The sequence below is a fragment of the Caulobacter sp. genome (assembly GCF_039596335.1).
Taxonomy (GTDB): domain Bacteria; phylum Pseudomonadota; class Alphaproteobacteria; order Caulobacterales; family Caulobacteraceae; genus Caulobacter.
Window position 1 is genome coordinate 83,717 of record NZ_JBCNJZ010000003.1, and the last position, 25,114, is coordinate 108,830.

Annotated in this window: 23 protein-coding genes and 1 pseudogene; 16 read left to right on the top strand and 8 right to left on the bottom strand. The window is 67.9% G+C overall.

What is annotated here, in order from left to right:
- Positions 1 to 60 precede the first annotated feature (60 nt).
- On the bottom strand, positions 61 to 2,043 hold the full coding sequence (locus tag ABDW31_RS06935; protein WP_343698450.1) for a TonB-dependent receptor: 1,983 nt from the start codon (positions 2,041 to 2,043) through the stop codon (positions 61 to 63).
- A 243-nt stretch (positions 2,044 to 2,286) separates the two neighbouring features.
- Positions 2,287 to 3,303, bottom strand: a complete 1,017-nt coding sequence (locus ABDW31_RS06940; RefSeq protein WP_343698451.1) for an HWE histidine kinase domain-containing protein — start codon at positions 3,301 to 3,303, stop codon at positions 2,287 to 2,289.
- 205 nt (positions 3,304 to 3,508) lie between these two features.
- Between ABDW31_RS06940 and ABDW31_RS06945 the strand changes: the two genes are divergently transcribed.
- Entirely contained in the window at positions 3,509 to 3,940 is a 432-nt protein-coding gene (locus tag ABDW31_RS06945) for a thioredoxin domain-containing protein (RefSeq protein WP_184717697.1), read from the top strand.
- On the opposite strand, the gene ABDW31_RS06950 is transcribed toward ABDW31_RS06945, so the two are convergent.
- A complete protein-coding gene (locus ABDW31_RS06950) occupies positions 3,937 to 4,824 on the bottom strand; it encodes a LysR substrate-binding domain-containing protein (protein ID WP_184717699.1) in 888 nt (295 codons plus the stop codon). The genes ABDW31_RS06945 and ABDW31_RS06950 overlap by 4 nt on opposite strands.
- 106 nt (positions 4,825 to 4,930) lie before the next feature.
- Here ABDW31_RS06950 and speB point away from each other — a divergent pair, with 106 nt between their 5' ends.
- Positions 4,931 to 5,728, top strand: coding sequence for an agmatinase (gene speB, locus ABDW31_RS06955; RefSeq protein ID WP_184717701.1), 798 nt, complete (start codon positions 4,931 to 4,933; stop codon positions 5,726 to 5,728).
- 37 nt (positions 5,729 to 5,765) lie between these two features.
- Here the strand turns inward: speB and ABDW31_RS06960 are convergent, their stop codons facing one another.
- Positions 5,766 to 6,164 (bottom strand): hypothetical protein, encoded by a 399-nt coding sequence (locus ABDW31_RS06960; protein WP_184717703.1) that lies wholly within the window; start codon positions 6,162 to 6,164, stop codon positions 5,766 to 5,768.
- 92 nt (positions 6,165 to 6,256) lie between these two features.
- Between ABDW31_RS06960 and ftsW the strand changes: the two genes are divergently transcribed.
- The 3 genes from ftsW to ABDW31_RS06975 all read left to right on the top strand — a co-directional run bounded on the left by ftsW (position 6,257) and on the right by ABDW31_RS06975 (position 9,266).
- Entirely contained in the window at positions 6,257 to 7,426 is a 1,170-nt protein-coding gene (ftsW, locus tag ABDW31_RS06965) for a putative lipid II flippase FtsW (protein WP_184717705.1), read from the top strand.
- Between the two features lie 4 nt (positions 7,427 to 7,430).
- Positions 7,431 to 8,516 (top strand): undecaprenyldiphospho-muramoylpentapeptide beta-N-acetylglucosaminyltransferase, encoded by a 1,086-nt coding sequence (murG, locus tag ABDW31_RS06970; protein WP_184717707.1) that lies wholly within the window; start codon positions 7,431 to 7,433, stop codon positions 8,514 to 8,516.
- 93 nt (positions 8,517 to 8,609) lie between these two features.
- Positions 8,610 to 9,266: a DOPA 4,5-dioxygenase family protein gene (locus ABDW31_RS06975; protein WP_184717709.1), complete on the top strand. Its 657-nt coding sequence runs from the start codon at positions 8,610 to 8,612 to the stop codon at positions 9,264 to 9,266.
- On the opposite strand, the gene ABDW31_RS06980 is transcribed toward ABDW31_RS06975, so the two are convergent.
- Positions 9,263 to 9,772, bottom strand: a complete 510-nt coding sequence (locus ABDW31_RS06980; RefSeq protein ID WP_184717711.1) for a hypothetical protein — start codon at positions 9,770 to 9,772, stop codon at positions 9,263 to 9,265. The two genes, ABDW31_RS06975 and ABDW31_RS06980, sit on opposite strands and share 4 nt — an antisense overlap.
- Between ABDW31_RS06980 and murC the strand changes: the two genes are divergently transcribed.
- From murC to ABDW31_RS07020, 8 genes and pseudogenes are all read left to right on the top strand, one after another.
- Entirely contained in the window at positions 9,771 to 11,189 is a 1,419-nt protein-coding gene (gene murC, locus ABDW31_RS06985) for a UDP-N-acetylmuramate--L-alanine ligase (RefSeq protein ID WP_184717713.1), read from the top strand. The genes ABDW31_RS06980 and murC overlap by 2 nt on opposite strands.
- The gene (gene murB, locus ABDW31_RS06990) at positions 11,186 to 12,088 is read left to right on the top strand and encodes a UDP-N-acetylmuramate dehydrogenase (protein WP_184717715.1); all 903 of its coding nucleotides are present in this window, start codon (positions 11,186 to 11,188) and stop codon (positions 12,086 to 12,088) included. The genes murC and murB overlap by 4 nt, the downstream gene beginning before the upstream one ends.
- Positions 12,089 to 12,168: 80 nt before the next feature.
- Entirely contained in the window at positions 12,169 to 13,572 is a 1,404-nt protein-coding gene (locus ABDW31_RS06995; protein WP_184717717.1) for a M20/M25/M40 family metallo-hydrolase, read from the top strand.
- 538 nt (positions 13,573 to 14,110) lie between these two features.
- Positions 14,111 to 15,019: a cell division protein FtsQ gene (gene ftsQ, locus ABDW31_RS07000; protein WP_184717719.1), complete on the top strand. Its 909-nt coding sequence runs from the start codon at positions 14,111 to 14,113 to the stop codon at positions 15,017 to 15,019.
- Positions 15,020 to 15,045: 26 nt separating this feature from the next.
- Positions 15,046 to 16,371 (top strand): cell division protein FtsA, encoded by a 1,326-nt coding sequence (gene ftsA / locus ABDW31_RS07005; RefSeq protein WP_184717721.1) that lies wholly within the window; start codon positions 15,046 to 15,048, stop codon positions 16,369 to 16,371.
- Between the two features lie 295 nt (positions 16,372 to 16,666).
- Positions 16,667 to 16,751 (top strand): annotated as a pseudogene (locus ABDW31_RS07010) (hypothetical protein).
- Between the two features lie 16 nt (positions 16,752 to 16,767).
- The gene (ftsZ, locus tag ABDW31_RS07015; protein WP_184717723.1) at positions 16,768 to 18,318 is read left to right on the top strand and encodes a cell division protein FtsZ; all 1,551 of its coding nucleotides are present in this window, start codon (positions 16,768 to 16,770) and stop codon (positions 18,316 to 18,318) included.
- A gap of 165 nt (positions 18,319 to 18,483) precedes the next feature.
- Positions 18,484 to 20,340, top strand: coding sequence for a M61 family metallopeptidase (locus ABDW31_RS07020; RefSeq protein ID WP_184717725.1), 1,857 nt, complete (start codon positions 18,484 to 18,486; stop codon positions 20,338 to 20,340).
- Between the two features lie 15 nt (positions 20,341 to 20,355).
- Here ABDW31_RS07020 and ABDW31_RS07025 read toward each other — a convergent pair whose 3' ends face one another.
- Together ABDW31_RS07025 and ABDW31_RS07030 are read right to left on the bottom strand one after the other, a co-directional pair.
- The gene (locus ABDW31_RS07025) at positions 20,356 to 21,261 is read right to left on the bottom strand and encodes an SPFH domain-containing protein (RefSeq protein WP_184723728.1); all 906 of its coding nucleotides are present in this window, start codon (positions 21,259 to 21,261) and stop codon (positions 20,356 to 20,358) included.
- Positions 21,251 to 21,475, bottom strand: a complete 225-nt coding sequence (locus ABDW31_RS07030; RefSeq protein WP_184717727.1) for a hypothetical protein — start codon at positions 21,473 to 21,475, stop codon at positions 21,251 to 21,253. The genes ABDW31_RS07025 and ABDW31_RS07030 overlap by 11 nt, the downstream gene beginning before the upstream one ends.
- Before the next feature lie 135 nt (positions 21,476 to 21,610).
- Here ABDW31_RS07030 and ABDW31_RS07035 point away from each other — a divergent pair, with 135 nt between their 5' ends.
- Complete coding sequence (locus ABDW31_RS07035; RefSeq protein WP_184717729.1) at positions 21,611 to 22,078, top strand: Lrp/AsnC family transcriptional regulator; 468 nt, start codon at positions 21,611 to 21,613, stop codon at positions 22,076 to 22,078.
- Here ABDW31_RS07035 and ABDW31_RS07040 read toward each other — a convergent pair.
- A complete protein-coding gene (locus tag ABDW31_RS07040) occupies positions 22,075 to 22,512 on the bottom strand; it encodes a hypothetical protein (protein ID WP_184717731.1) in 438 nt (145 codons plus the stop codon). The genes ABDW31_RS07035 and ABDW31_RS07040 overlap by 4 nt on opposite strands.
- A 221-nt stretch (positions 22,513 to 22,733) precedes the next feature.
- On the opposite strand from ABDW31_RS07040, the gene ABDW31_RS07045 reads away from it, so the two are divergent.
- Positions 22,734 to 23,924 carry an amino acid aminotransferase gene (locus tag ABDW31_RS07045; protein WP_184717733.1) on the top strand — a complete coding sequence of 397 codons (1,191 nt, stop codon included), beginning with the start codon at positions 22,734 to 22,736 and terminating at the stop codon, positions 23,922 to 23,924.
- Positions 23,921 to 24,982: a 4-hydroxyphenylpyruvate dioxygenase gene (gene hppD, locus ABDW31_RS07050; protein WP_184717735.1), complete on the top strand. Its 1,062-nt coding sequence runs from the start codon at positions 23,921 to 23,923 to the stop codon at positions 24,980 to 24,982. Before ABDW31_RS07045 ends, hppD begins: the two co-directional genes overlap by 4 nt.
- Positions 24,983 to 25,114: the final 132 nt, after the last annotated feature.

The following is a 25,114-nucleotide window of genomic DNA, read 5'->3' on the forward strand; positions in this document are numbered from 1 at the left end:
GTCGCGGAATGGCTCTGACAGGCTGCTCTCGACCCGTTTTGGTCGTTGCGAGCATCTGCTTCAGGGCTCTCCACCGAAGCGCACGCGTACGCCGGCATTGGCGACACGTCCGTCGGTCGGCCCCCAGGCATCGACCGTCCAGCTTCCATCGTTGGCGCGGCGTGGTCTCAGCATCGGGTCGGTCTTGGACTGGCGGACGTCGAGCAGGTTCTCGACATTGACGAAGACGCTGATCTTGCCGAACCGTCGCTCGCCCATCAGGCCCAGCAGCACATAGGGCTTGGAACGGGCGCGATAGGGGTTGTCGTCGAGCGACTGGCGACCCGTGAAATAGCTCTCGAAGCCGATACGTCCGAAGTCTTCGCGCTCCCACACCGCGACGAAGCTTGCGGCGTGTTTTGGCGTCAGCGGAATCTCACGGCGACCCGCGCCGTTGGGATCCGGCTCGCTGGACTGGGTGTAGACATATGAGCCCGTCAGGGTGACCTCGCCGACGCGGTAGCGCAGCAGGGCCTCGGCGCCGTGGGTGCGGGTCTGGCCACTGGCGTTGATCAGTCGCACGAGGGAAGGTCCCGAGTCCGCCAGCTGGATCGCGTCGTGGATGCGCGAGCCGAACAGGTTCAGGTTCGCCTCGAACGGACCCATGGAATATCCGGCCTCCAGCGAAGCGTTTTCGGCGGTCTCGGCCTTCAGCCCCGACATCGGCGCAAGGCGCGAAAGGCCCGCCGCCTCGATCTCCTCTACGAACGGCGTCGGGGCATAGAAGCCGCGACCGATCGAGGAACGTATCGTCCACGGGCCGGGGCGATAGAGCACAGAAAGGCGAGGGCTGAGATGGGTCCCGTAGTTGCTGTGGGCGTCCAGGCGCGCGCTACCCGCGATCGTGAGATCCTTGGTCAGCTCGTGCTCTGCCTGGGCGAACACTGCAGGGACGTCATAAGCATAGTCGAACGCCGGAAGGGACTTGGAGCGGTAGACGTCGCGCTGCACGGCCACGCCGCCCAGCCAGGTCGTCACGCCCTCGCCGCCAGCCAGCGACAGCTCCGAGAACAGGGTGTCGTGGCGGTCCTTCTCGAAGTCGGCGCCGAACCGATGCTTGTGGCCCTGAGTGACCGCCGAGGCGCGCAGGTGCAGTTTCCCCAGCCCCTCGATCGCATGATCGGCGATCAGGCCCGCGTCGAAGCGCCGGCTGTCCTGGGTCTGGCGATAGGGCGTCCCGTCGGCGACGGTGCGCCCCGGAAGCGTACCGCCCCGCCTCTGCTCGCCCATCGCGCCGACAGTCAAAAAGGCCGTGGAGCCGTCATCGCCGGTCCAGAAGAGGCGAGGACGCAGCGTCCAGCGGTCAAAGCCGGCGAGATCCGCATAACCGTCGTCGTTCAGGTCCTTGGTGGTCTGGTGATGCAGGCCGACGACGATCGACTGGCTCCAGGTGTCCGACAAGGGTGAGGACGCGTAGCCGGTGAAATCCTGCCCGCCCAGGGTCGTGGCGTTGACGAGCACCTCGTCGACGGGTTCGGGGCTTGGCCGTCGCGCGATCAGGTTGATGACGCCGCCCAGCGCCGAGGGGCCATACAGCGCCGACGCCGCGCCCTTGATGATCTCGACCTGGCCAAGATCGGTCGGCGGAATTTGGAGCAGGCCCAGCGATGAGGCCTGGCCGCCGTAGAGCGGCAGGCCGTCGGTGAGGAACTGCGTGTAGCGCCCCCGCATGCCCTGCACGCGGATGTTGGAGCCGCCCAGGCCGGGCGAGGTGACCTGTACCCGCAGCCCTGCCGTTTCGCTCAGCATCATGGCGATGTTGCCAGGGCGCATGGCGATCTTTTCCTCGATCTCCTCGCGGCTCAGCACATCGACATGGATCGGCTCGTCCTGCACGCGGCGGCCGGATCGCGTGGACTGGACGATCAGGGCCTCCACCTCGTCACCGTCGCCCGCTGGCCGCTCCTGGGCCCGGGCTGGCAGGGCGGCGCAGGCGGTGGCCAGCACAAGGGCGGCGGGCGCAAGACGAGGGAAGCGCCGCGACGGCGAAGCAGCAGTTTTCAAAGCAGAACCCTAGGCGGTAAAGGGCCGGCCTTGCACATCGGGGACGGCCGGCGCCGTTCGATGCACCTTGAAGTCGCTATAGGGTCAAGGACGAAAATCGGTGATCCGTCGTCGGTCGTCGGTCGTCGGTCGTCGGTCGTCGGTCGTCGGTCGTCGATGTCCGCTTCCATCCGGTGCAGTCCCTCATAACCGACCCTCAGTGAGGCGGTTCGGGAGTGCTTTGCGTTCTTGGAGGCACCCCACTCACCCCAGCGGCATGAACGCGTCGACCTTGTCCAGGGCCGCCAGGGGCGAACGGATCGTGCAGCGCAGGCCTTCGGCGCGGTAGTCGACATCGACCGCGCCGCCCAGTTCGCCGGGCAGGGCCAGTTGCACGATGCGCGAGCCGAAGCCGCGGCGTTCGGGCGGGCGCACGGGCGGGCCACCGCGTTCGGCCCACTCGATATAGAGCTGGTCGTCGGGCTGGACCGACCAGCGGATGTCGACATGGCCACCGGGCGCTGACAGGGCGCCGTACTTTAGGGCGTTGATTGCCAGCTCGTGAAAGGCCAGGGCCATGACCACGGCCGGCTTGGGCGAGACCCTCAGGTCCTGGCCCGTGATGGTCAGCTGCGTGGGGCTGGCGCGATAGGGCGTCACCGAGCCGTCGACAATCTGGCGCAGGCTGGCCGCCGACCAGTTCTGGTCGGTCAGCACGTTGTGGGTGGCGGCGATGGCCATCAGCCGGCCTTCCAGGGCGTCGCGCACCGAGGGATCGACCCCGGCGTTGCGCAGTGACTGCTGGGCGATCGACTGCACGGTAGCCAGGGTGTTCTTGACCCTGTGGTTCAGCTCGTTGACCAGCAGCAGCCGATGGACCTCGGCGGTCCGCTCGTTGCTGATGTCGCGCGAGGTGGCCAGCACGCGGATCACCCGGCCGTCCTCCAGGATCGGCGAGACGGTGGTCTCCCACCAGCGCGGCGACCCTTGCGCGGTCGGGCAGAAAGCGCGGAACGAGGACGGGTGGCCGGCCATGGCTGCGTGCAGGGCCTGTTCGACGGTGTCGCGGCTTTCGGCCGTCCACATGTCGGGCCAGTAGCGCCGGCGGTTGCGGCCTTCGAAGTCCTGGATCTCGAACAGCGCCTGGCCCTGGGCGTTCATGTACTCGACGACGCCGTCGGCGCTGATGACGCGAATGCAGTCCTGGCTGGCCTCGACGATGCTGAGGAAGTACGCGCCGACGCCTTCCAGAACCGTCTTGTCGGATTTGTCGTCGGCCACCGCTCGCCCCTGTCGCCGCGCCACGGCCTGGCGCGCGAATTCAGCAACGTCTCTCATCCTAAGGGCGAACGCTGTCGAGTGAAATGTTTCTGGCAGGCTTGCGGCCGCGTGCGGGCTTGGCCATCTGGGCGGCTCCTGCTGAAGGGCAGGGGAACGGGCCCTGTTTCGGCGGTGTTCCTGTGGCCAGGATTTGATGGAGCCGGCGATGTCTCAGGTGGTCTGCGTCAACTGCGGAGCCGGTAACCGGCTGCCCGAGGACCGCGACCCGCTGGCCGCCAAGTGTGGGCGCTGCAAGGCGCTGGTGTTCACCGGCGCGCCGACCGCCGTGACGGGCGCGGACCTGGACCGCCACCGCCGCCTGACGAAGGGCGTAGGCCTGCTGCTGGACGTCTGGGCGCCGTGGTGCGGTCCGTGCCGGACGATGGCTCCGAACTTCGAGGCCGCCGCCCGTCAGCTGGAGCCTGCCGTGCGGCTGCTGAAACTGGATAGCGAGGCCGAGCCCAACGCAGCGGGCGCGCTGGGGATCAGCAGCATCCCGACCCTGATCCTGTTCAAGGGCGGCAAGCCGGTCGCCCGGCAGTCAGGCGCGATGAGCGCCGCCCAGATCGTCGACTGGACGCGGCGCGGGCTAACCTAGGCCCCTGGCGTTGCGATCAGGGCCTCGACCACGGCCCTGACACGCGCCGAGCCGCCCAGGGTGGGGCGGGTCACCGCCTGGATGCGGCGGGTCAGGACAAGGTCCGCCACCGGCCGCGCCACGACGCCAGCCAGGCCGAAGACCATCTCCGGCGCGAAGCCGACGCCCAGGCCGGCGGCCACCATCCGCAGCATCAGGTCGTAGTCGTCGATCGTGTGGACGATGCGCGGCGCGAAGCCGGCCAGGGCGCAGGCCCGCTCGGCCAGGCGATGGTCGTCGGACTGCCGCGAACCGACGATCCAATTCGCCTGGGCGAAGGTCTCCAGCGCGACAGAGCCGGTGGGCGCCCCAGCGGCGGGCAGGGCCAGCAGCACGGGCTCCTCCAGGATCGGAAAGGTCGTCAGGTTCGCTGCGTCGCCGCGCGGGGTGAGGCTGTAGGCGAAGTCGATGACGAGGTCGCGGCGGCCCTCGCGCAGGGCCTCCAGGGAGTCAATCGGCTCTTCCTCGCGGATCGTCACCGTCAGGCCGGGCCAGCGGTCGCGCAGGCGCAGGATGGCCGGCAGCAGCCGGGTCTTGGCGAAGCTGGGGAAAGTGGCGACCTCCAGCACCCCGTCGGGGGCGTCGCGGGTGGCGCGCAAGTCCAGCTCGGCGGCCTCCACGGCCTGCAGGATGGTTTCGGCGTGCGCGGCGAGCGCCTGCCCCTCGGTCGTCAGGCGCACCCGGCGGCCGATCCGCTCCAGCAGCGGCGCCCGGGCCTCGCGCTCTAGGATCGCCAATTGCTGCGACACGGCGGAGGAGGTCTGGCCCAGCGCCTCGGCCACCGCGGTCATGGTGCCCAGGCGGGCCAGGTCGCGCAGCAGGCGCAGGCGGGCGAGGTCGAGCACAGCGGCAAAATCTCGTAGGAAAGCTTATCAATATGATTAGCTCATCGAAGTGGAGCTAACAAAGCGTGCGGTCTAGGGCTGGGGCTCATCCTGACCGAGGCCGAAGATGATCTCCCTGCTGGGCGCGCCCCATGACGACTATTCATCCCATCTGAAGGGTGCGGCCGCCGCGCCGGGACCGATCCGCGACGCTTTGTGGTCAGACGCCTATGGCCTGATCACCGAGACCCGCGTCGACCTCGGCGCGCCCGGCGTGTTGGTCGATCATGGCGACGTCGCCTTTCCGGCCGGGCGCGATCCTTGGGACGCCATCGAGGCTGCCGTCGATGCGGCCCTGGCGGCGGGCCATCCGCTGATCAGTCTGGGCGGCGATCACGCCATCACCCACCCGATCCTGCGCGCCGTGCGCAAGCGCCATCCGCGCCTGACCATCGTGCAGATCGACGCCCACAGCGACCTCTACGACGTCTATCAGGGCAACCGGCGCTCGCACGCCTGTCCGTTCGCACGGATCCTGGAGGAGGGGCTGGCCGACCGGCTGATCCAGATCGGCATCCGCTGCATGAACCCGCACCACGACGCCCAGATCGAACGGTTCGGCGTCGAGGTGTTCGAGATGGCGGCCTGGCGTGGCCAGCCGTTGAGCCTGGACGGGCCGGTCTATCTGTCGATCGACCTGGACGGCCTGGATCCGGCCTGCGCGCCCGGCGTCGCCCATCCCGAGCCCGGTGGCCTGACGACGCGGCAGGTCATCGACATCATCCAGGCCATCGACCAGCCGATCATCGGCGCCGACATCGTCGAGCTGAACCCCGGTCGCGATCGGAACGGCCTGACCGCAGCCGTCGCGGCCAAGCTGCTGAAGGAGATCGCCGGGGCGATGATCCTGACGCGCGCGCCCTGAACGTCTCCGGCAGGTCGCTCTGCCGAGGGATGTCAGCCTATTCGAACATGTCCGCGGCTTCCTCGAGCAGGGCGATGCGCCAGATCTCGAGATTGGCTGCGCCGCGGGCGCGGTCCAGAACGGCGACGGCGGCTTCGACCTGTTCGCCGTCGGCTTCTTCCACCGTCTCAAGCGCCTGCAGCGCCTCGTGGGCGACTTCCGCGTCGCCCGTGGCGACCAGTTCGGCCAGCAGGGGCAGGTGTTCAGAGCAGTCCAGCTGACCCAGGGCGTGAACCAGGCGCGCGCGCTTGTCGGCCAGGTCCGGACGGCGGATCAGCCTCTCCAGCACCGCGTCCAGGCCCGGCGTGCCGGCCTCCGCCAGTTTCAGGGCCAGATCGTCGCGATCGGTGTCGTCGGCGAGGGTTTCGAGGGCGTGGAGATCGTCTGAAGCAGCCATGGTCCTCTCTTCACGCGCTTTTCGACGCATGTCCACCGGCGTAGAACGCTGCAGCAAGCTTTGATTAACCCTGCAGTCCGACTCTCCGCGCCATGGCCTCCAACGCGACACATGCTTTCGCCCGCACCGACCGCAGCGCGATCGGCCTGTGGTGGTGGACGACCGATCGCTGGCTGCTGGGCGCGACCGTCCTGCTGGCGACCCTGGGCGTCTTGCTGTCGTTTGCCTCCAGCCCGGCCGCGGCCCAACGGATCGGCATTGACGACCAGTTCCACTTCGCCCTGCGCATGTGCTTCTTCGCCAGCGCCTCGACGGTGGTGATGCTGGCGGTGTCGATGCTGTCGCCCAAGGGCATCCGGCGGGCGGCCTTCTTCATCTATATCGGCGCCATCCTGGTGATGATCGCCCTGCCGTTCATCGGTCACAACGCCAAGGGCGCGACCCGCTGGCTGCAGTTCGGCGGTTTCACCCTGCAGCCCTCAGAGTTCATGAAGCCGGCCCTGATCGTGCTGGTCTCGTGGATGTTCGCCGAGGGGCAGAAGGGCGAGGGGGTGCCGGGCGTCTCGATCGCCTTCCTGCTGTATTTCATCGCCGTGGGCCTGCTGCTGGTGCAGCCCGACGTCGGCCAGACCGTGCTGATCACCGTCGCCTTCGGCGCGGCGTTCTGGATGGCCGGGGTGCCGATCTCGTGGATCATGGGTCTGGGCGGCGTGGCGCTGGCGGGCCTGGGCTCGACCTATTTCCTGTTCGACCACGTCCACGCCCGGGTGCAGAAGTTCCTCAGCCCCGATCAGGCCGACACCCACCAGATCACCCGCGCCGCCGAGGCCATTCGCGCCGGCGGCCTGTTCGGGCGCGGCCCGGGCGAGGGTGTCATGAAGCGCCATGTGCCCGACCTGCACACCGACTTCATCTATTCGGTGGCGGCCGAGGAATACGGCCTGATCTTCTCGTGGGCCCTGATCGCGGTTTTCTGCTTCGTGGTCGTGCGCGGCCTCTACAAGGCGATGAAGCTGAACGACTCGTTCGAGCAGGTCGCGGCGGCCGGTTTGTTCGTCCTGGTGGGCCAGCAGGCCATCATCAATGTCGCTGTGAACTTGAACATGATCCCGACCAAGGGCATGACGCTCCCGTTCATCAGTTACGGGGGCTCTTCGATGCTCGCGATGGGTTTGACGCTGGGCATGGCCCTGGCCTTGGTGCGCAAGCGCCCCGGCGCCTACGGGGCGACGGGCGAGTTCGGCGTCGGCGCCTACGCGTAAGATGATGAGTAAGCTTGCTGTCGTCGCCGCCGGAGGAACCGGCGGCCATATGTTCCCCGCCCAGGCCCTGGCCGAAAGTCTGGCCGCGCGCGGTTGGCGCGTGGTGTTGGCCACCGACGAGCGCGGCGCGCTCTATGCCGACAAGTTCCCGGCCCAGGAGCGGCTGGCCCTGTCGGCCGCCACCGCCAAGTCCAATGACCCGCTGGGCATGATCAAGGCCGGCTTCGTGGTGATGCAGGGCGTGCTGGAGGCCCGCAAGGCGTTCGACCGCCTGGACCCGGCCGTGGTCGTCGGCTTCGGCGGCTATCCGGCGCTGCCGGCGCTGCTGGGCGCGCTGAGCCAGAAGCGCCCGACGGTGATCCACGAGCAGAACGCGGTCCTTGGCCGCGTGAACCGCTTCCTGGCCCCGCATGTCAACGAAGTCGCCTGCGCCTTCCCGACCCTGCAGATGGCCAAGCCGGCCGTGAAGGCCCGGGCCCATGTCGTGGGCAATCCCGTGCGCCCGCCGGTGCGCGCCCTCTACGACGTCGCCTATCTGCAGCCCGAGGTGCAGCTGCGCATTCTCGTGACCGGCGGCAGCCAGGGCGCGCGCCTGCTGTCTGAGCTGATCCCCGAGGCCATCGCCAAGCTGCCCGAAGAGATGCGCGGCCGCCTGAAGGTGTTCCAGCAGGCCCGCGCCGAGAGCATGGAAGGCGCCCGCAAGACCTATCGCAACGCCATGGTCGACTGCGAGGTCGCGCCGTTCTTCCGCGACATGGCCGGCTATCTGCGCCAGGCCCACCTGGTCATCGGCCGTTCGGGTGCCTCGACCTGCACCGAGCTGGCCGTCGCCGGCCGGCCGTCGATCCTGGTGCCGCTGAAGATCGCCGCGGACGACCACCAGCGCTTCAACGCCCGGCTTCTGGAAGAGGCGGGCGGCGCGGCTGTCTGTCTCGAGGACGAGCTGACCGTCGACGCCATGGCCGGCGCCCTGAACGCCCTGCTCAAGGACCCTGAACGCCTCGGCCGCATGGCCGCCGGCGCGCGGTCGGTGGCGACGCCGGACGCGGCCGAGGCCCTGGCGGACCTGGTGGAGCGCACGGCGCGGTAGCTCCGCTTAATTCCTAGCGAGTTAATCTGATTTGTCGCGATGGCCCCACGGGCCGACAAAAACCCTCGAACTTTCAAGCTTCGGGGGTCTTCGATGGGCAAATCCACTACGGCCAAGGGTGTCGATCGGCGCGGTCTGATGCTGGCCAGCGGCCTGGCCGCCGCGACGGGGCTTTCGGCCGCGTCGCCGGCCAAGGCCGAATCCGTCTTGCCGCCGCCGGCCAAGCAGCCGCGCGCGCCGGTGGGCGGCAAGAGCCCGTGGGGCTACGACACCTACAGGCAGGCCACGCCGACGCCGGTGTCGATCCGTCCGGGCGAGGATCCGCTGCCCACGGCGCCGCGCGCCTATACCGACATCAAGAGCTATCACGCCCACGTCTATTTCGACGAGGGCACCTCGGAGAAGGCGATTCTGCTGCGCCGCTGGGTGGCCGAGCGGTTCGAGGTCGAGCTGGGCGACTGGAACGTCACGCCGCGCGGGCCGCACGTGACGCCGTCATTCTATTTTGGCTTCACCAACGACCTGCTGCACGTGCTGCTGCCGTGGCTGCAGCTGAACAGCCTGGGCCTGACGATCCTGCTGCACCCCAATACCGACGATCCGCGCGCCGACCACATCCACTACACCGCCTGGATCAACCGTTCGCAGCCGGTCAACGCCTACGGCATGAAGAAGCCAGCCGCTGACGAGCCTCAGGTCGAGCTGATCTACCCCAACACCAAGCCGACTGTGGCGATCGAGCGGGCTTAGGGCTCGGCGCCGGTCTCGATGAGCGGGCGGCCAATTTTAACGGCCGCCTCGACGCTGGTCGCGACCGGGACCTTGGCGTAGGGTCGCCAGGCGTCGCAGACCACCTTGGCCACCGCGTCGTCGGCGCTGCCCGCCGACAGAGGCGCGGCAGGGCGCTGGTCGCCGGTGAGGGGGCCTTCGCGGCCGCCGGCCCGGATGCTGGCGAAGCCGGCGTGGGCGATGGTGCGGGCCTGGCAGTCGATCACTTCGTGACGCCAGCCGCCCCAGAAGGCTTCCGCGCCCGCCGTGAAGCCGCCCTCGGCGACTTGCAGCACGCGTAATTTCACGACGCTGCCCGTCCGCTGGACGGCGCCCATGTCGACGAACACCGCGAACCGGCCGACATCGGCCAGGCGCAGTTCAAGCGGCGCCGGAGCGGGTGTCTGCGCCCAAGCTGGTGATGCGCACATCATCAGGCCCAAGAGGGCGTTTCGCGTCGCGCGGAATTGGTCTAATCGGCTTTTCATGATCCAGCGTCGACGCCCCGTCCCCTTCGAACTCGGCCCCGTGCACTTCATCGGCATCGGCGGCATCGGCATGTCCGGCATCGCCGAGATCATGCTGCGTATCGGCTACACCGTTCAGGGTAGCGACGCCAAGGCCAGCGCCAATACCGAGCGGTTGGAAAAGCTGGGCGCGCGCATCTTCATCGGCCAGGACGCGGCCAATGTCGAAGGCGCGTCGGCCATCGTCTATTCGACCGCGATCAAGGCCGACAATGTCGAGATGGTCGCCGGCCGCGACAAGCGCCTGCCGCTGGTGCGCCGCGCCGAGATGCTGGCCGAGCTGATGCGCCTGCAGTTCTCGATCGCCGTGGGCGGCACCCACGGCAAGACGACCACGACCTCGATGGTCGCGGCCCTGCTGGACGCCGGCGACCTGGACCCGACCGTGGTCAATGGCGGCATCATCAACGCCTATGGCACGAATGCCAAGGTCGGCGAGGGCGACTGGATCGTCGTCGAAGCCGACGAAAGCGACGGCTCGTTCCTGAAGCTGAAGTCGACCGTGGCCATCGTCACCAATATCGACGCCGAGCACCTGGACCACTGGGGCGACTTCGACGCGGTGAAGAAGGGCTTCCAGGACTTCATCGAGAACATCCCGTTCTACGGCTTCGCGGCGGTCTGCACCGACCACCCGGAAGTCCAGGCCCTGACCTCGCGCATCGAGAACCGCCGCCTGGTCACCTACGGCACCAATCCGCAGGCCGAGGTCCGCGTCTCCAACATCGAGATGGGCCCGGAAGGCGCCACCTTCGACATCGTGGTCTCGCCGCGCGAAGGCGAGGAGGTCCGCTACGAGGGCCTGAAGATGCCGATGGCCGGCCACCACAACGTGCTGAACGCCACCGCCGCCGTCGCCGTCGCCCGTGAACTGAGCGTCGACGCCGACGCCATCCGCCAGGGCCTGGCCGCGTTCGGCGGGGTCAAGCGCCGCTTCACCACCACCGGCGTCGCCAACGGCATCCGCGTGGTCGACGACTACGGCCACCACCCGGTCGAGATCGCCGCCGTGCTGAAGGCCGCCCGCGCGGTGACGCAGGGCAAGGTCATCGCCGTGGTCCAGCCGCACCGCTACACCCGCCTGCGCGACCTGATGACCGAGTTCAGCAGCTGCTTCAACGACGCCGACACGGTCGTCGTGGCCGACGTCTACACCGCCGGCGAACAGCCGATCGAGGGCGTCGACAAGGACCACCTAGTCGAAGGCCTCAAGAAGTTCGGCCACCGCCGCGCGCTGCCGCTGGAAAGCCCCGCGGCCCTGCCGGCCCTGATCGCCGAAGAGGCCAAGTCAGGCGACCTCGTCGTGCTGCTGGGTGCGGGCGACATTACCAGCTGGTCGTACGCCTTGCCGGGTCAGCTCGAGGCGCTCAACAAGTGAGCTGGAAGACCCAACTCCCCGCCGTCCGGGGCAAGCTGCTGATCGACGAGGCCCTGGCGCCGTTCACCTGGTTCCGGGTCGGCGGTCCGGCCGACGTGGTGTTCCTGCCGGCCGACGAGCAGGACCTGTCCGACTTCCTGAAGGCCCTGGATCCGGCCGTGCCGGTGCTGGCCATCGGTGTCGGCTCCAACCTCTTGGTCCGCGACGGCGGCGTCGAGGGTGTGATCATCCGCCTGGGCAAGGGCTTCAACACCGTCGAGGCCCTGGGCGACAATCGCATCAAGGCCGGCAGCGCCGTGCCCGACGTCATCCTGGCCCGCAAGGCGGCCGAGGCCGGCATCGCGGGGCTGGAGTTCTATGCCGGCATCCCCGGCACGATTGGCGGCGCGGTGATCATGAACGCCGGCTGCTACGGTTCGGAGACCGTCAATGTCATCAAGTCCGCGCGGGTGATGAACCGCCAGGGCGAGGTGTCGGAAATCTCGGGCGAGGGCTTCGGCTACACCTATCGCCACAGCGACCTGATGGGCGCGGACCTGATCGTGCTAGACGCGATCTATGAAGGGACCGCCGATGCGCCGGACGCGATCAAGGCCCGCATGGCCGAGATCACCAGCCGTCGCGAGACGACCCAGCCGATCCGCGAGAAGACCGGCGGCTCGACCTTTAAGAACCCGCCGGGACACTCGTCCTGGAAGCTGGTCGACGAGGCCGGCTGGCGCGGCAAGCCGTTCGGTGGCGCGATGTTCTCACCTCTGCACAGCAACTTCCTGATCAACACCGGCGAGGCCACCGCGGCCGACCTGGAAGGCCTGGGCGAGGCTGTCCGCGCCGACGTCCTGGAGAAGACCGGCGTTCAGCTGGACTGGGAGATCAAGCGGATCGGGCGCAAAGACTAGGCGCCCGCCACACTTCACGCGCTGCTGACTCCCCGTGGCGCGAACCGGTGCTATGACTCGCGCGCCATTGGGGAGAATCCTTGCTCATGTACCGTCGTCTTCTGGCCGCTTCGGCCGTTCTTTCGCTGATTTCGGGCGTCGCCCACGCCCAGGATGTCCGCACGGCCGAAGCCCTGCGCGACAAGGCGCTGCTGGACCGCACCGCTTGGGACATCACCGAGGACCTGACCACCAATATCGGTCCGCGCGTTGTCGGCTCGCCGGCCATGGCGCGCGCCAAGGACTGGGGCGTGGCCAAGTTCAAGGCGTTGGGCTTCACCAACATCAAGGTCGAGGAATTCGCCAAGCCGTCTTGGACGCGCGGCGAGGAGAGCGCCCAGTTGGTCGCGCCCTATCCGATGAAGCTGGACATCGTCGGCCTGGGCCGCACGGTCCCGACCCCGCCTGAAGGCATCGAGGCCGAGGTCGCCCTGTTCCGCACGTATGCCGAGATGATCGCCGCCCCGGAGGGCGCGCTGAAGGGCAAGATCGCCGTCATCACCCAGCCGATGGTCACGGCTCAGGACGGTTCGGGTTACGGGATCGCGGGCATCTCGCGCCGCGCCGGCCCGGTCGAGGCCGCAAAGCGTGGAGCCGTGGCGCTGCTGATCCGCTCGATCTCGACGTCGGACTCGACCGTGCCGCACACCGGCATGACCGCCTTTGGCGAAGGCGTGACCACCATCCCGTCGGCCGCCATGGGCGTGCCGGAGGCCGAGCAGCTGGAGCGCCTGGCCAAGCAAGGCAAGCCGCTGCGCATCAAGCTGAAGCTGGCCTCGACCACCAACCCGGCCGACGTGGCCTGGAACATCTCGGGCGAGATCAAGGGCACAACCAAGGCCGACGAGCTGATCGTCATCGGCGGTCACCTGGACAGCTGGGACGTCGGCACCGGCGCCCTGGACGACGCCACCGGCATCGGCATCACCACGGCTGCGGCCAAGCTGATCGGCGACCTGCCCAAGCGTCCCAAGCGTACGATCCGCGTCGTGATGTGGGGCTCGGAAGAGAGCGGCGGTTCGTCGGAAGCCTATCTGGCCGCCCACAAGGACGAGGTCTCCAAGATCGTCCTGGCCGGCGAGAGCGACACGGGCGCCGACCGAGTCTATGCGCTGAAGCTGCCGGCTGGCGCGCTGACGCTGCCGATCGCCACGACGGCGGCCAATGTGCTGGCCCCGCTGAAGGTCTATGTCAGCCGCACCCCGGCCTCGCACGGCGGCGCCGACATCGAGGGCCTGGAGCAGGCCGGCGTACCGTCGGTCGAGCTGGAGCAAGACGCCAGCCGCTACTTCGACTACCACCACACCGCCGACGACACCCTGAACAAGGTGCGTCCGGACGAGCTGGCGCAGAACGTCGCCGCCTGGGCCAGCTTCATCTATCTGGTGGCCGACAGCGACGTCGACTTCCGCGCCGTGAAGCCGGCAGCCGCGGCCGCGAACTAGGCCTGCAGCGCCCTCCCCGTCGTGGCGAGGGGAGGGCGCTTGCTACCCAGACACGATGTCGCGCGTGACCATGTGTTGCAGCGATCGTTAAGACGCCTCTGGCGGCGAATATCGCCGCCCAAAGTCAAGCTTTGGCGCGATAACGCGCCGTCTGCCTCAGTATTCGGGGCGAAAATGCACTTCCTGCATCCTTGGGTGAGTCAATTGGCCCCAGGGGGCGCCTCAACGAACTGCGTGCATCCACAGGTTTCTTAAAACGGGTCGTGAAGGCTTCACACGCGGCCCAGATTCGGTCGAGGCTTGCTTAAAGTCAAATAACCATAAGGGTTTAGCGCTAGGAAACGACGCCTGCCGTCCGCCGCGATCGTGGTTGCCAAGCCATGACCCGGGCGTGTCCCCGTTATGACGACATTAACGACCTTTGGGGCCTTCTGGAGGTCAATCAAAGCCCGGCATGACCTCGACCCGCTCCCCCGAGCAGGTCGCCCACGTCGGGATCTCGTCTGACCCTTAGTTTTATGGATCGTGGAGGACGCTTATGCCCGCTGTAGTGCGGGGGGGACCGCCTAAGCCTAGGCGACCCCGGGCCGAAGCGCCCGCAAGTCCGAGCAAAGGCAAGCCGGCGCCCCGGGGGGCGCAGCCGGCCGCGAAGTTGCACGCCGCCAAGGGCGTGGGTTTGTCGCCCACGGTGGCCCTCAGCGTAGCGGGCGCGGCCTTGGGTCTCGGTCTTGTGATCATGCTGGCGACCGGCCATCGGGCCGAGCGTCTCGGCGCGTCCATGGTCCGCGGGGTGGGCGGCAGCTTTGCTTCCGCCGGTTTCAAGTTGAAGACGGTTCATATCCGCGGCGCCTCGGCGACCGCACAGGGCGACATCCTGGCGGCCTCGGGCCTCTATCTGGACCAGCCGACCCTGGGCATGGACCTGAATGACGTTCGGACCCGAGTCCAAGGCGTGGGCTGGGTCAAGGACGCCAAGATCGTGCGCATGCTGCCCGACACCGTGCTCATCTCGGTGGAAGAGCGGCCGGCTCTGGCCGTCTGGCAGAACCGTGGGCGCATGAAGGTGATCGACGGCGAGGGCCGGGTGATCAGCGAGGCCGATCCAGCCCGCTTCCCCCAGCTGCCGCTGGTGGTGGGGCAGGGCGCGGATCAAGCCGCCGGCCTGATCCTGCCGGCCGTGGCCTCGCGTCCGCGTCTGCGCGACCGACTGGAAGCGCTGGTGCGGGTGGATGACCGCCGCTGGGATCTTCGTCTGAAGGACGGCTCGCTGATTCAGCTGCCGGCCATTGACGAAGAATCCGCGCTGATTCAATTGGATCAGCTCGACCAGCGGCAGCGAATCCTCGACATGGGTTTCGCGCGGATCGATCTGCGCGATCCTGAAATGGTGGCTGTGAGACCTCGCGACGGCGCGCTGCCTGGGCAGCCCGCGGCCGGCGGGGCGTAAACGAGTTTATTGAGGTGACGATAGCGATGTCGCGATTGGAGGAACGGAAGCAGGCTCGCGAGGGCCTGAAGGCCACGCTCGTGCGCCAGCCCGCCATCGCGGCCGTGGACTTGGGCGCGTCCAAGGTCACGTGCTTCATCATGAAGGCCGACGGCATTCATCGCGACAACCGCACCCTGACGACGGCCGGTGTCGGCTACGTCCAGTCGCGCGGCGTGCGCGGCGGGGCGATCGTCAATCTGGACGAGGCGGCGCAGGCGATTGCGCAAGCCGTGGAGCGCGCCGAGACCGTGGCCGGCGTCAACGTGCAGGGCGTCAGCGTCTGCACCGCCGGCGGCCAGCTGGCCAGCAACCGCGTCCATACCCAGGTTTCGCTGGGCGCCCGCCCGATCGGCGACGGCGACCTGTCGCGCGCCATCGCCTCGGCCTTGGCGCAAGTCCGCATTCCCGGCCGCAAGCCGATCCACCTGCTGCCGATCGCCTGGTCGGTCGACGGCCAGCGCGGTATCCGCGACCCGCGCGCCATGTTCGGCCGCTCGCTGGGCCTGGAACTGCTGGTCGTCTCGGTCAACGAGAACATCTTCCACACGCTGGCGCACTGCGTAGAGCGCGCTCACCTGTCGTTCGAAGGCGTGGTCGCCGCGCCGTTCGCCTCCGCGCTCGCCGCGCTGGAAGAGGACGAGATGGACCTGGGCGCGGTCTGCATCGACATGGGCGGCGGTTCGACCTCGGTGGCCGTGTTCAACAACGGCGCCCTGTGCCACGTGGACAGCCTGGCCGTCGGCGGCGGACACGTGACGCAGGACATCGCCCGCGGCCTGCAGACCTCGGTGGTCGGCGCCGAGCGCATCAAGACCCTGCACGGTTCGGCGATCGCCTCGGCTAACGAGGACCGCGAGATGATCGAGGCGCCGCCGCGTGGCGACGATCCGGGCGCTGGTCCGGTGATCGCCCCGCGCTCGCTGCTCAAGGGCATCATCCAGCCGCGCGTCGAAGAGACCCTGGAACTGCTGCGCGAGCGCCTGAAGGCCTCGGGCGCACCGGTCGAGCCGGGCGCGGGCATCGTCCTGACCGGCGGCGCCAGCCAGCTGGCCGGCGTGCGTGAAGTCGCCGTGCGCGTCTTCGATCGTCCCGTCCGCCTGGGCCGTCCGCGCCGAGTGCCGCATCTGGCCGACGCCGCCTCGGGTCCGGCCTTCTGCGCCGCCGCCGGTACGCTGCACCGCACCGCCTTCGGGCCGCGCGAAGCCGTCTCGTCCAAGGCCCTGGCCGGTGGCCCGGTCCGCAAGCGTCCGCTCGATCCCAACGCCAGCCCGGTCGCCCGCGCGGCCGCCTGGCTGCGCGACAACCTCTAAGGAGCGTGGTGGAGGAGGGCCGATTGACCCGCCTCAAGGCTCCGAACCTTTAAGCGTGATTAACTCTACTGCTTAACTTTGAAAGCCCGGCCAAGCTTCTTGGTCGGGCTTTTTGCTGCCCGAAATGGTCTGTATTCGTGAGAATTCGAACGCAGCGTCGTTCGGTCGCACGCGCCTGTGGATAGCTACGGAACCCTTGGCCCGACTGGAGTTTCTGTTGATAGACCACAATTTATCCCACAGTCGCGCTCGACCAGACCACGACTCAGATTATGCAATTAACTGCCGATTAACGATGGTGGTTGTTTTGTTAACACGATCGTCGAGGCAGTCCTGGGCGATTGGGTGTCGCCGAGGTCATTCTGACGATTTCGGCGTAAGGACGCGAGGGTCCCCATGGCAATTTCTCTTTCCGCGCCGCGCACCACCGAACTGAAGCCGCGTATCGTGGTGTTCGGCGTTGGTGGCGCTGGTGGCAACGCCGTGAACAACATGATCGAGGCTGGCCTCGAGGGTGTTGAGTTCGTGGTCGCCAACACCGACGCGCAACAGCTGCAGTTCGCCAAGACGGACCGCCGCATCCAGCTTGGCGTGCAGATCACGCAGGGTCTGGGCGCCGGCGCGCACCCGGAAGTCGGCATGAGCGCCGCTGAAGAGAGCTTCCCGGAGATCGGTGAGCACCTGGACGGCGCCCACATGGTCTTCATCACCGCCGGCATGGGCGGCGGCACCGGCACCGGCGCCGCCCCGATCATCGCCAAATGCGCTCGTGAACGCGGCATCCTGACCGTCGGCGTCGTGACCAAGCCCTTCCACTTCGAAGGTCGTCACCGCATGCGCCTGGCCGATAGCGGCATTCAGGAGCTGCAGCGCTACGTCGACACCCTGATCGTCATTCCGAACCAGAACCTGTTCCGCGTCGCCAACGAACGCACGACCTTCGCCGAAGCCTTCGGCATGGCCGACCAGGTCCTGCACTCGGGCGTCCGTTCGATCACCGACCTGATGGTCCTGCCGGGCCTGATCAACCTCGACTTCGCTGACGTTCGCACGGTCATGACCGAGATGGGCAAGGCGATGATGGGCACCGGCGAGGGCACCGGCGAAGACCGCGCCCTGATGGCCGCTCAGAACGCCATCGCCAACCCGCTGCTGGACGAAGTCTCGCTGAAGGGCGCCAAGGCCGTGCTGGTCAACGTGACCGGCGGCATGGACATGACCCTGCTGGAAGTCGACGAGGCCGCCAACGCGATCTCGGATCAGGTTGACCCGGAAGCCAACATCATCTTCGGCGCGGCCTTCGACCCGTCGCTGGAAGGCGTGATCCGCGTGTCGGTCGTGGCCACCGGCATGGACGGCGCCTCGATCGCCCAGATCGAGCCGAAGCCGACCACCCGCAACACCTCGGCCGCCCCGCTGATCGCCGAGACGACCCGTCCGGCTCCGCAGCCGGAACCGGCCCGTCCGGCCGCGCGCTACGAAGCCGCTCGCCCCGCCGAGCGTCCGTCGTCGGCCTTCTCGACCTACGCTCCCGAGCCGACCCCGGCTCCGGAGCCCGAGATCGTCATGGCGGCGCAGCCGGCGCCCGAGCCGGAAGCCCAGCTCTACTATGAAGAGCCGGTCGCCGTGGAAGAGCCCCGCATCGCCCAGCCGGCGCCGCGTCAGGTGACCCGCATCGTCGATCCGATGGTCGACGATAGCCCGGAAGAGCCGCTGTTCCCCGAGAACAACTATTACGAAGAGCGTCGTCCCCAGAAGCAGGGCGGTGGCTTCTTCTCGATGTTCGGCGGTGGCCGTCAGCGCTACGAGCAACAGCCCTCGGCCCCGCAGCCGCAGGCCCGCTCGACCCAGAGCGCCCGCCCGCAGCTGCAGCCGATCGAGACGCCGCACACCGACGACGGCGAAGACCTGGAAATCCCGTCCTTTCTTCGGCGACTCGCCAACTGAATGGGTGACCCCGACAAGGGGCCTAGATAAGTCGAAGCGCCCCAGGTGAAAGCCTGGGGCGTTTTGCTGTGGCGTTTTGCTGTTCTGGCCCGCCTTGCGACTCCCCGCCGGCTTGGCCCATGGTGCCGCCTTCGATCGCGATAGTTCTGCGATGGGGGAGAGCGCATGCGGAAGTCTCTGTTCGGCCTGACCGGCCTGGCCCTGGTGATGATGGCCTCGGGCGCCGCCGCGCAGGATCCTGGCCCCAACGCCCCGGTCAGCTACGAGGTCTCGTTCGAGAACGCCCAGCACCACGAGGCCAAGATCGTCGCCACCTATCGCGACGCGCCCGCCGGGCCGCTGCATGTACGGATGTCGCGCTCCTCGCCCGGCCGCTACGCGATCCACGAGTTCGCCAAGAACGTCTACCAGGTCAGCGCCGTCGATGGCGCCGGCAAGCCGCTGAAGGTCGAGCGCACCGAGCCCTATGGCTGGAGCATCGCCGGCCACGATGGTGTGGTCACCGTGACCTACACCCTCTATGCCGACCGCGGCGACGGCACCTATTCGCAGGTCGACGCCACCCACGCCCACCTGAACATGCCCGCCACCTTCCTGTGGGCCGACGGCTATGACGCCAAGCCCATTCGCGTGAAGTTCAAGCGCGCCGACGCCGCCTGGAAGATCGCCACCCAGCTGCCGCCGGTCGCCGGTGACGCCGACGCCTTCTGGGCCCCGAACCTGCAGTACTTCCTCGACAGCCCGACCGAGATCAGCGCCTTCGCCCTGCGCGAATGGAAGGTCTCAGACCAGGGCCGCGACTACACTTTCCGGCTGGCCCTGCATCACCCTGGGACCGACGAGGACGCCGACCAGTTCACCGAGAAGCTGAAGGCCATCGTGCCCGAACACATCAAGGTGTTCGGCGAGCTGCCGAAGTTCGACCACGGAACCTACACCTTCATCGCCGACTACATGCCGCAGATCACCGGCGACGGCATGGAGCACCGCAACTCGACCTTCATCAGTCAGCCGCGTTCGCTGTTCCGCGCCAACTTCGCTCAGCTGGGCACGGCCAGCCACGAGCTGTTCCATGCCTGGAACGTCGAGCGCCTGCGCCCGGCCGAGCTGGAGCCGTTTGACTTCACCAAGGCCAACCCGACCCCATCGCTGTGGCTGGCCGAGGGCTTCACCCAGTATTACGGCCCGCTCTTGATCCGCCGCGCCGGCCAGTCGACGACGGACGAGTACCTGGCCATCCTGTCGGGCACGCTGAACGGCGTGGTCAACGGTCCCGGCCGCCTCTACGGCTCGCCGCAGGAGATGAGCCTGCGCGCGCCGTTTGTCGACGCCGCCGCCGCCTTGGACCCGGTCAACGCCAACATCTTCACCTCGTACTACCCGTATGGCGCGGTGATCGGCCTGGCGCTGGACATGCAGCTGCGCGGTCGCGCCAAGCCCCTGACCCTCGACGACTACATGAAGCGCCTGTGGCGCACCCACGGTGCGCCGGAGAAGCCCTACAAGCCGGCCGACCTGCAAACCGCCTTGGCCGAGACCACGGGCGACGCGGCCTTCGCGAACGGGTTCTTCAAGGCCAGCATCGAGGGCTCGGCCTTGCCGGACTTCGCGCCCCTGCTGGAACAGGCCGGCCTGAAGCTGCGGCCAAAGTCGCCCAAGAAGGCCTGGTTGGGCGCGGCCAAGGTCCGCGCCAGCGGCAGCGAGGTGATCCTCGATCAGGCTCCCGTCCCGAACTCGGCTCTCTACGCCGCCGGCGTCGAGAATGGGGACCGCATCCTCAGCATCGGCCGCTTCGAATTTGCCAACGAAGGCGACTGGACTGATGCGCTGGACCGCCTCAAGCCCGGCGACGCGACGACCGTGAAGTACCTCCAGCGCGGCCAGCTCCGCGAAGCCCCGCTGAAGGTAACCGCCGACCCGACGCTGGAAGTCGTCCGCTTCGAGAAAGCCGACCTCAAGCCGACCAAGGCCCAGCTGGCCTTCCGCGCCGCCTGGCTGGGTGCGGAGCCGGGAGCGAAGTAGGGGGCTTTCGCCCCCTTAGTCGATCTTCACGAAGGGCGTTGAGCCGCCGGTGACTTTCGGCAGCTCGCCGTTCCACTTCTCGATGGCCAGCTGCTGCAGGACCTGGGGGTTGGCGCGCAGGGCCTCGCCCTTGACGCGGATGGCTTCGGCTTCGCCGCGGGCCTTGGCGACGGCGGCGTTGGCCAGAGCGGTTTCCTTGGCTTCCAGGGCCTTGGCGGCCAGCGCTTCCTGCTCCAGCTGGGTCTTGGCCTGCATCTGCTGGATGATCGCCGCCGGGTAGCGGATCGAGCCGATCCAGTCGAGCTGCGACACCGTCACCCCGTGCCGGGCCCACTTGCTGGCGACCCGGGCGTAGGCGCGCTGGATCACCTGCTGGCGGCCGCCGCTGTACAGGGTCTCGACGCCGACCTTCTCGGCCTCGGCGGCGACGGCCGAGCGCACGTCGTTGCGGATCGGGCCGTCCAGCAGCTGGTCGAACGACAGGCGGTAGGTCTGGTAAAGGTTCGGGGCCGAGGCGGGATTGACCTGCAGGGTCACCGAGATGTCGGCGGTCATCGGTAGGCCGGTGTTGTCCGAGAAGGTGATTTCCTCGTTGTCGTTGCCGCGCTCGTCCTTCTCGCGGGTGTAGCTGTAGGTGCGCTGGATCACCGGGTACTGGATGATCCGCTCGCCGATGCCGCGGAAGTACCACCGGGCGGGCAGGGGCTCGGGCGCGACGCCGGCCGACGAGCCCAGGGTGCGGATCTTGACCCCGACATTGCCCGGCTCGACCGTGGTGCTGTGGGTGGCGACGGAGCACGAGCCCAGCAGCAGGACCAGCACGGCCGTCGAACCGATCAGGATCTGCTGGCCCTTCTTCTGGAGCGGCGACTGGCGCCGCCCTTGCGTTGGCCGGCGAAGGGACTGTCGGTCATTCGGAATCCTTGGACTGAAGCTTGGAAATTCTGGCGAGGTCACGCAGCAGGATCGCGGCCAGCTTGCCGAGAGCCAGGACGCCGACGACGAAGGCGACGGGCGCGGCGACGAGGCCGAAGTCCGTGCCCGAGCCCCACAGTGGCCCGACCACCACGCGGAGCAGGACCACCACCAGGCAAACCCAGCCGGCCAGATAGGCGGTCGCCTTCGCGTAGATCACTCGGCAGCCCCCTGCGTCGAACTCCTCCCATGGTAGATCGCCAAGCTGGGCCGGATGCAAGGGGCGGTGTCGCGCAGAGCCTGTTGTTCGGCTAGGTTGGCGCCTTCTGCCAACGCTTCCCAAAAACGGGTCACGATGAAGCTCACCCGCGCGGATCGGAAGATCCTTCAGATCCTGCAGGAGGACGGCAAGATCTCGAATGTCGACCTGGCTGAGCGGGTGGGGCTGTCGCCCAGTCCGTGCCTGCGGCGGGTCAAGCAGCTAGAGGCGGCGGGGCTGATCGCAGGCTATGTGGCGCTGCTGGACCGGCGCAAGGCGCGGCTGGACGTGCTGGCCTATGTCGAGGTGCAGGTCGACCATACCGAAGGCGCGGCCGAGGCCTTTCAACAGGCGGTGCTGCGCGAGCCCGAGGTGGTGGGCTGCTATGTCATGACTGGCAGCTTCGACTATCTGCTGCGGGTGGTCGTGCCCAATCTCGACGCCTATGCCGACCTGACCATGAAGCGTCTTTTGAAGATGCCAGGGGTCAAGGACGTGCGCTCCTCGTTCGTGCTGGACACGATCAAGGATTCCACGGCCTTGCCCCTGGACTACATGGACTAGTCGGCCGCGCGCCGGGTGAAAACGCCGACGGCCGAGGCCAGCAAGCCGGCGGTCAGGATCAGCAGGATCTCGGCCAGGCCCGGGGCCCAGATCACGAAGGGCGGGGCGCCGCCGTCATAGACGATGCGCACGACCATGTTGGTGGCCTGGAACACCGCGCCCGCCAGGCCCAGCAGGATCCCGCCCCACGCCAGCCGTTCCGACAGCCGCGCGCCGGCGGGCCATTGTCCGCGCCGCAACGCCCCGACCAGGGCGGCGACGATCAGGGCCAGCAGCACCACGACCAGGGTCTTGGTCACCGGGCCGGTGTCCAGGAACACCGCGCCGAACTTGTTGCCGCGCGCGCCCGTCCGCACGGCGTTTTCGCACAAGGCCGGCCCGGCGCTGGTCATGGCCGCCGCGACGCCCAGGGCGATTTGATGAATACGTTTCATGATCCCTCCGATGTACAGATGTAATCTTCTTATCGAAGAGAAATTACGATCGTCAATCGCAATCGACTCGTGCTGCGCCGGCGCGGATTGGCACGTTGTGGCGATGTTGTTTTCCTGAGAGATGGAATGTGACCGAAGTGGCGGCTTAGGCGGTCATCATCGCCACGTTCTGCCTCTCGGGCCGCGATAGGCTGCTTCCGTCGACCCAACGGAATGCCGTCATGACTTCTTCCTCCGTTTTCGCCGGCCTGTCGCCGCAGGCCCCGGATGCGCTGCTGTCGCTGATCGGCGCCTATCGCCGCGATCCGCGCGCCGACAAGATCGACCTGGGCGTCGGCGTGTTCCGCGACGACCTCGGCGCGACGCCGGTGATGCGGGCGGTCAAGGCCGCCGAGCAGGTGCTGGTCAATGTCCAGCCGTCCAAGGCCTATCTGGGTCCGGAAGGCGACATCGGCTATCTGGACCTGCTGAAGCCGATCATCTTCGGCAATCAGGTCAGCCACGAGGTCTTCGGCGTGCAGACGCCGGGCGGCACCGGCGCGCTGCGCCTGGGTTGCGAACTGCTCAAGGCCGCCAAGCCGGAAGCCCGTGTGTTCGTGGGCGCGCCGACCTGGCCCAACCACACCCAGATCCTGGACCAGCTGGGCCTGGAGACGGTCACCTTCCGCCACTACGACCAGCGCGCGATGCGCCTGGACTTTGACGCGCTGATGAGCGCGCTGGAGACGGCGCGGGCAGGGGACATCGTTCTGCTGCACGGCTGCTGCCACAACCCGTCAGGCGCCGACTACGACCTGGCGCAGTGGGCGGCGATCGCCGAGATCACAGCCCGCAAGGGTCTCACTCCGTTGATCGACCTGGCCTATCAGGGACTGGGCCTGGGCCTGGAGCCCGACGCGGCCGGCATGCGCCTCGTTTTGGCGGCCGCCGACGACGCGCTGCTGGCCTATTCCTGCGACAAGAACTTCGGCCTGTACCGCGAGCGGGTGGGCGCGCTGTACGCCCTGTCGCGCGACGCCGACATCCTGGACCTGGCCGCCAGCAACATCCGCGCCCTGGCCCGCACAAACTGGTCGATGCCGCCCGATCACGGCGCAGCCATCGTCCGCGTGATCCTGGAGTCCGAGGCCCTGACCGCCCAGTGGAAGGCCGAGCTGGACGCCATGCGCACCCGGGTGAACGACCTGCGCGCGCGCCTGGCCAAGGCCGTGCCCGGCCTGGCGCCGCTGGCCTCGCAGCACGGCCTGTTCGCGCTGCTGCCGCTGGTTCCGGCCCAGGTGGCCCGCCTGCGCGAGGACCACGCGATCTACATGGCCGGTTCCGGACGCATCAATCTGGCCGGCCTGACCGTTACCAACATCGACAAATTTGCGCGGGCCTATGAAGCCTGCCTGCAGGGAGAGCCCGCATGACCGTGACGCAAGACAACCCCCTCGGCCTCGACGGTTTCGCCTTCGTCGAGTTCACCAGCCCCGAGCCGGCCGCCATGAAGGCGCTGTTCGAGCAGATGGGCTTCGTGGCCGCCTCCACCCATCCGACCAAGGCCGTGACCCGCTACAAGCAGGGCCGCATCAACCTGCTGGTCAATGACGAGGCCGCCGGCCAGGTCGCCGAGTTCCGCGCCGCCCACGGCCCGTCGGCCAACGGCATGGCGTTCGGCGTCGCCAACGTCGAGCAGGCCTATGCCGAGGCCCTGAAGCGCGGCGCCGTCGCCGCCGACGCCTCGGCCACCGTGCTGGGTGAGGGCGCGCGGGTGCTGGAAGGCATCGGCGGCTCGATGCTGTATCTGGTCGAAGGCCCCGAGGCGGTGTTCTCGACCTGGACCGCCGTGCCCGGCGCGGCCGAGGCCGAAGCGGCCAACAATGTCGGCCTGGACCTGCTGGACCACCTGACCCACAACGTGCGCCGCGGCCAGATGCGCACCTGGTCGACCTTCTATCGCGACGTCTTCGGCTTCGAGGAGCAGAAGTACTTCGACATCAAGGGCCAGGCCACAGGCCTGTTCAGCCAGGCGATGATCGCGCCCGACAAGGCCATCCGTATCCCGCTGAACGAGAGCCAGGACGACAAGAGCCAGATCGAGGAGTTCATCCGCCAGTACAACGGCGAGGGCATCCAGCACCTGGCCCTGACCACGGACGACATCTACGAGACGGTCGAGAAGCTGCGCGCCCGCGGCGTGAAGCTGCAGGACACCATCGAGACCTACTACGAGCTGGTCGACAAGCGCGTCCCCGGCCACGGCGAGGACCTGGAGCGCCTGAAGAAGAACCGCATCCTGCTGGACGGCAATGTCGGCGAGGAAGGCCTGCTGCTGCAGATCTTCACCGAGAACCTGTTTGGGCCGATCTTCTTCGAGATTATCCAGCGCAAGGGCAATCAGGGCTTCGGCAACGGCAACTTCCAGGCCCTGTTCGAGAGCATCGAACTGGACCAGATCCGCCGTGGCGTGATCACGGTCGAGGCTTGAGGCCTTTCGATAGCAAAGAGGGGATGATTACCTCTCTCCCGTCTCCCCGGCGAAAGCCGGGGCCCAGGTGAAACCCACGAACCGCCCAGGATGAATCTGGGTCCCGGCTTTCGCCGGGAAAGTCGGAGGTGG

Coding starts and splice junctions, on each gene's coding strand:
- ftsQ (WP_184717719.1), top strand. CDS start 14,111: ATGCCCGCTGTAGTGCGGGGGGGACCGCCTAAGCCTAGGCGACCCCGG.
- ABDW31_RS06945 (WP_184717697.1), top strand. CDS start 3,509: ATGTCTCAGGTGGTCTGCGTCAACTGCGGAGCCGGTAACCGGCTGCCC.
- murC (WP_184717713.1), top strand. CDS start 9,771: ATGATCCAGCGTCGACGCCCCGTCCCCTTCGAACTCGGCCCCGTGCAC.
- ftsZ (WP_184717723.1), top strand. CDS start 16,768: ATGGCAATTTCTCTTTCCGCGCCGCGCACCACCGAACTGAAGCCGCGT.
- ABDW31_RS06980 (WP_184717711.1), bottom strand. CDS start 9,772: ATGAAAAGCCGATTAGACCAATTCCGCGCGACGCGAAACGCCCTCTTG.
- murG (WP_184717707.1), top strand. CDS start 7,431: ATGAGTAAGCTTGCTGTCGTCGCCGCCGGAGGAACCGGCGGCCATATG.
- hppD (WP_184717735.1), top strand. CDS start 23,921: ATGACCGTGACGCAAGACAACCCCCTCGGCCTCGACGGTTTCGCCTTC.
- speB (WP_184717701.1), top strand. CDS start 4,931: ATGATCTCCCTGCTGGGCGCGCCCCATGACGACTATTCATCCCATCTG.
- ABDW31_RS07045 (WP_184717733.1), top strand. CDS start 22,734: ATGACTTCTTCCTCCGTTTTCGCCGGCCTGTCGCCGCAGGCCCCGGAT.
- ftsW (WP_184717705.1), top strand. CDS start 6,257: ATGGCCTCCAACGCGACACATGCTTTCGCCCGCACCGACCGCAGCGCG.
- ABDW31_RS07040 (WP_184717731.1), bottom strand. CDS start 22,512: ATGAAACGTATTCATCAAATCGCCCTGGGCGTCGCGGCGGCCATGACC.
- ABDW31_RS06975 (WP_184717709.1), top strand. CDS start 8,610: ATGGGCAAATCCACTACGGCCAAGGGTGTCGATCGGCGCGGTCTGATG.
- ABDW31_RS06960 (WP_184717703.1), bottom strand. CDS start 6,164: ATGGCTGCTTCAGACGATCTCCACGCCCTCGAAACCCTCGCCGACGAC.
- ftsA (WP_184717721.1), top strand. CDS start 15,046: ATGTCGCGATTGGAGGAACGGAAGCAGGCTCGCGAGGGCCTGAAGGCC.
- ABDW31_RS07035 (WP_184717729.1), top strand. CDS start 21,611: ATGAAGCTCACCCGCGCGGATCGGAAGATCCTTCAGATCCTGCAGGAG.
- ABDW31_RS07020 (WP_184717725.1), top strand. CDS start 18,484: ATGCGGAAGTCTCTGTTCGGCCTGACCGGCCTGGCCCTGGTGATGATG.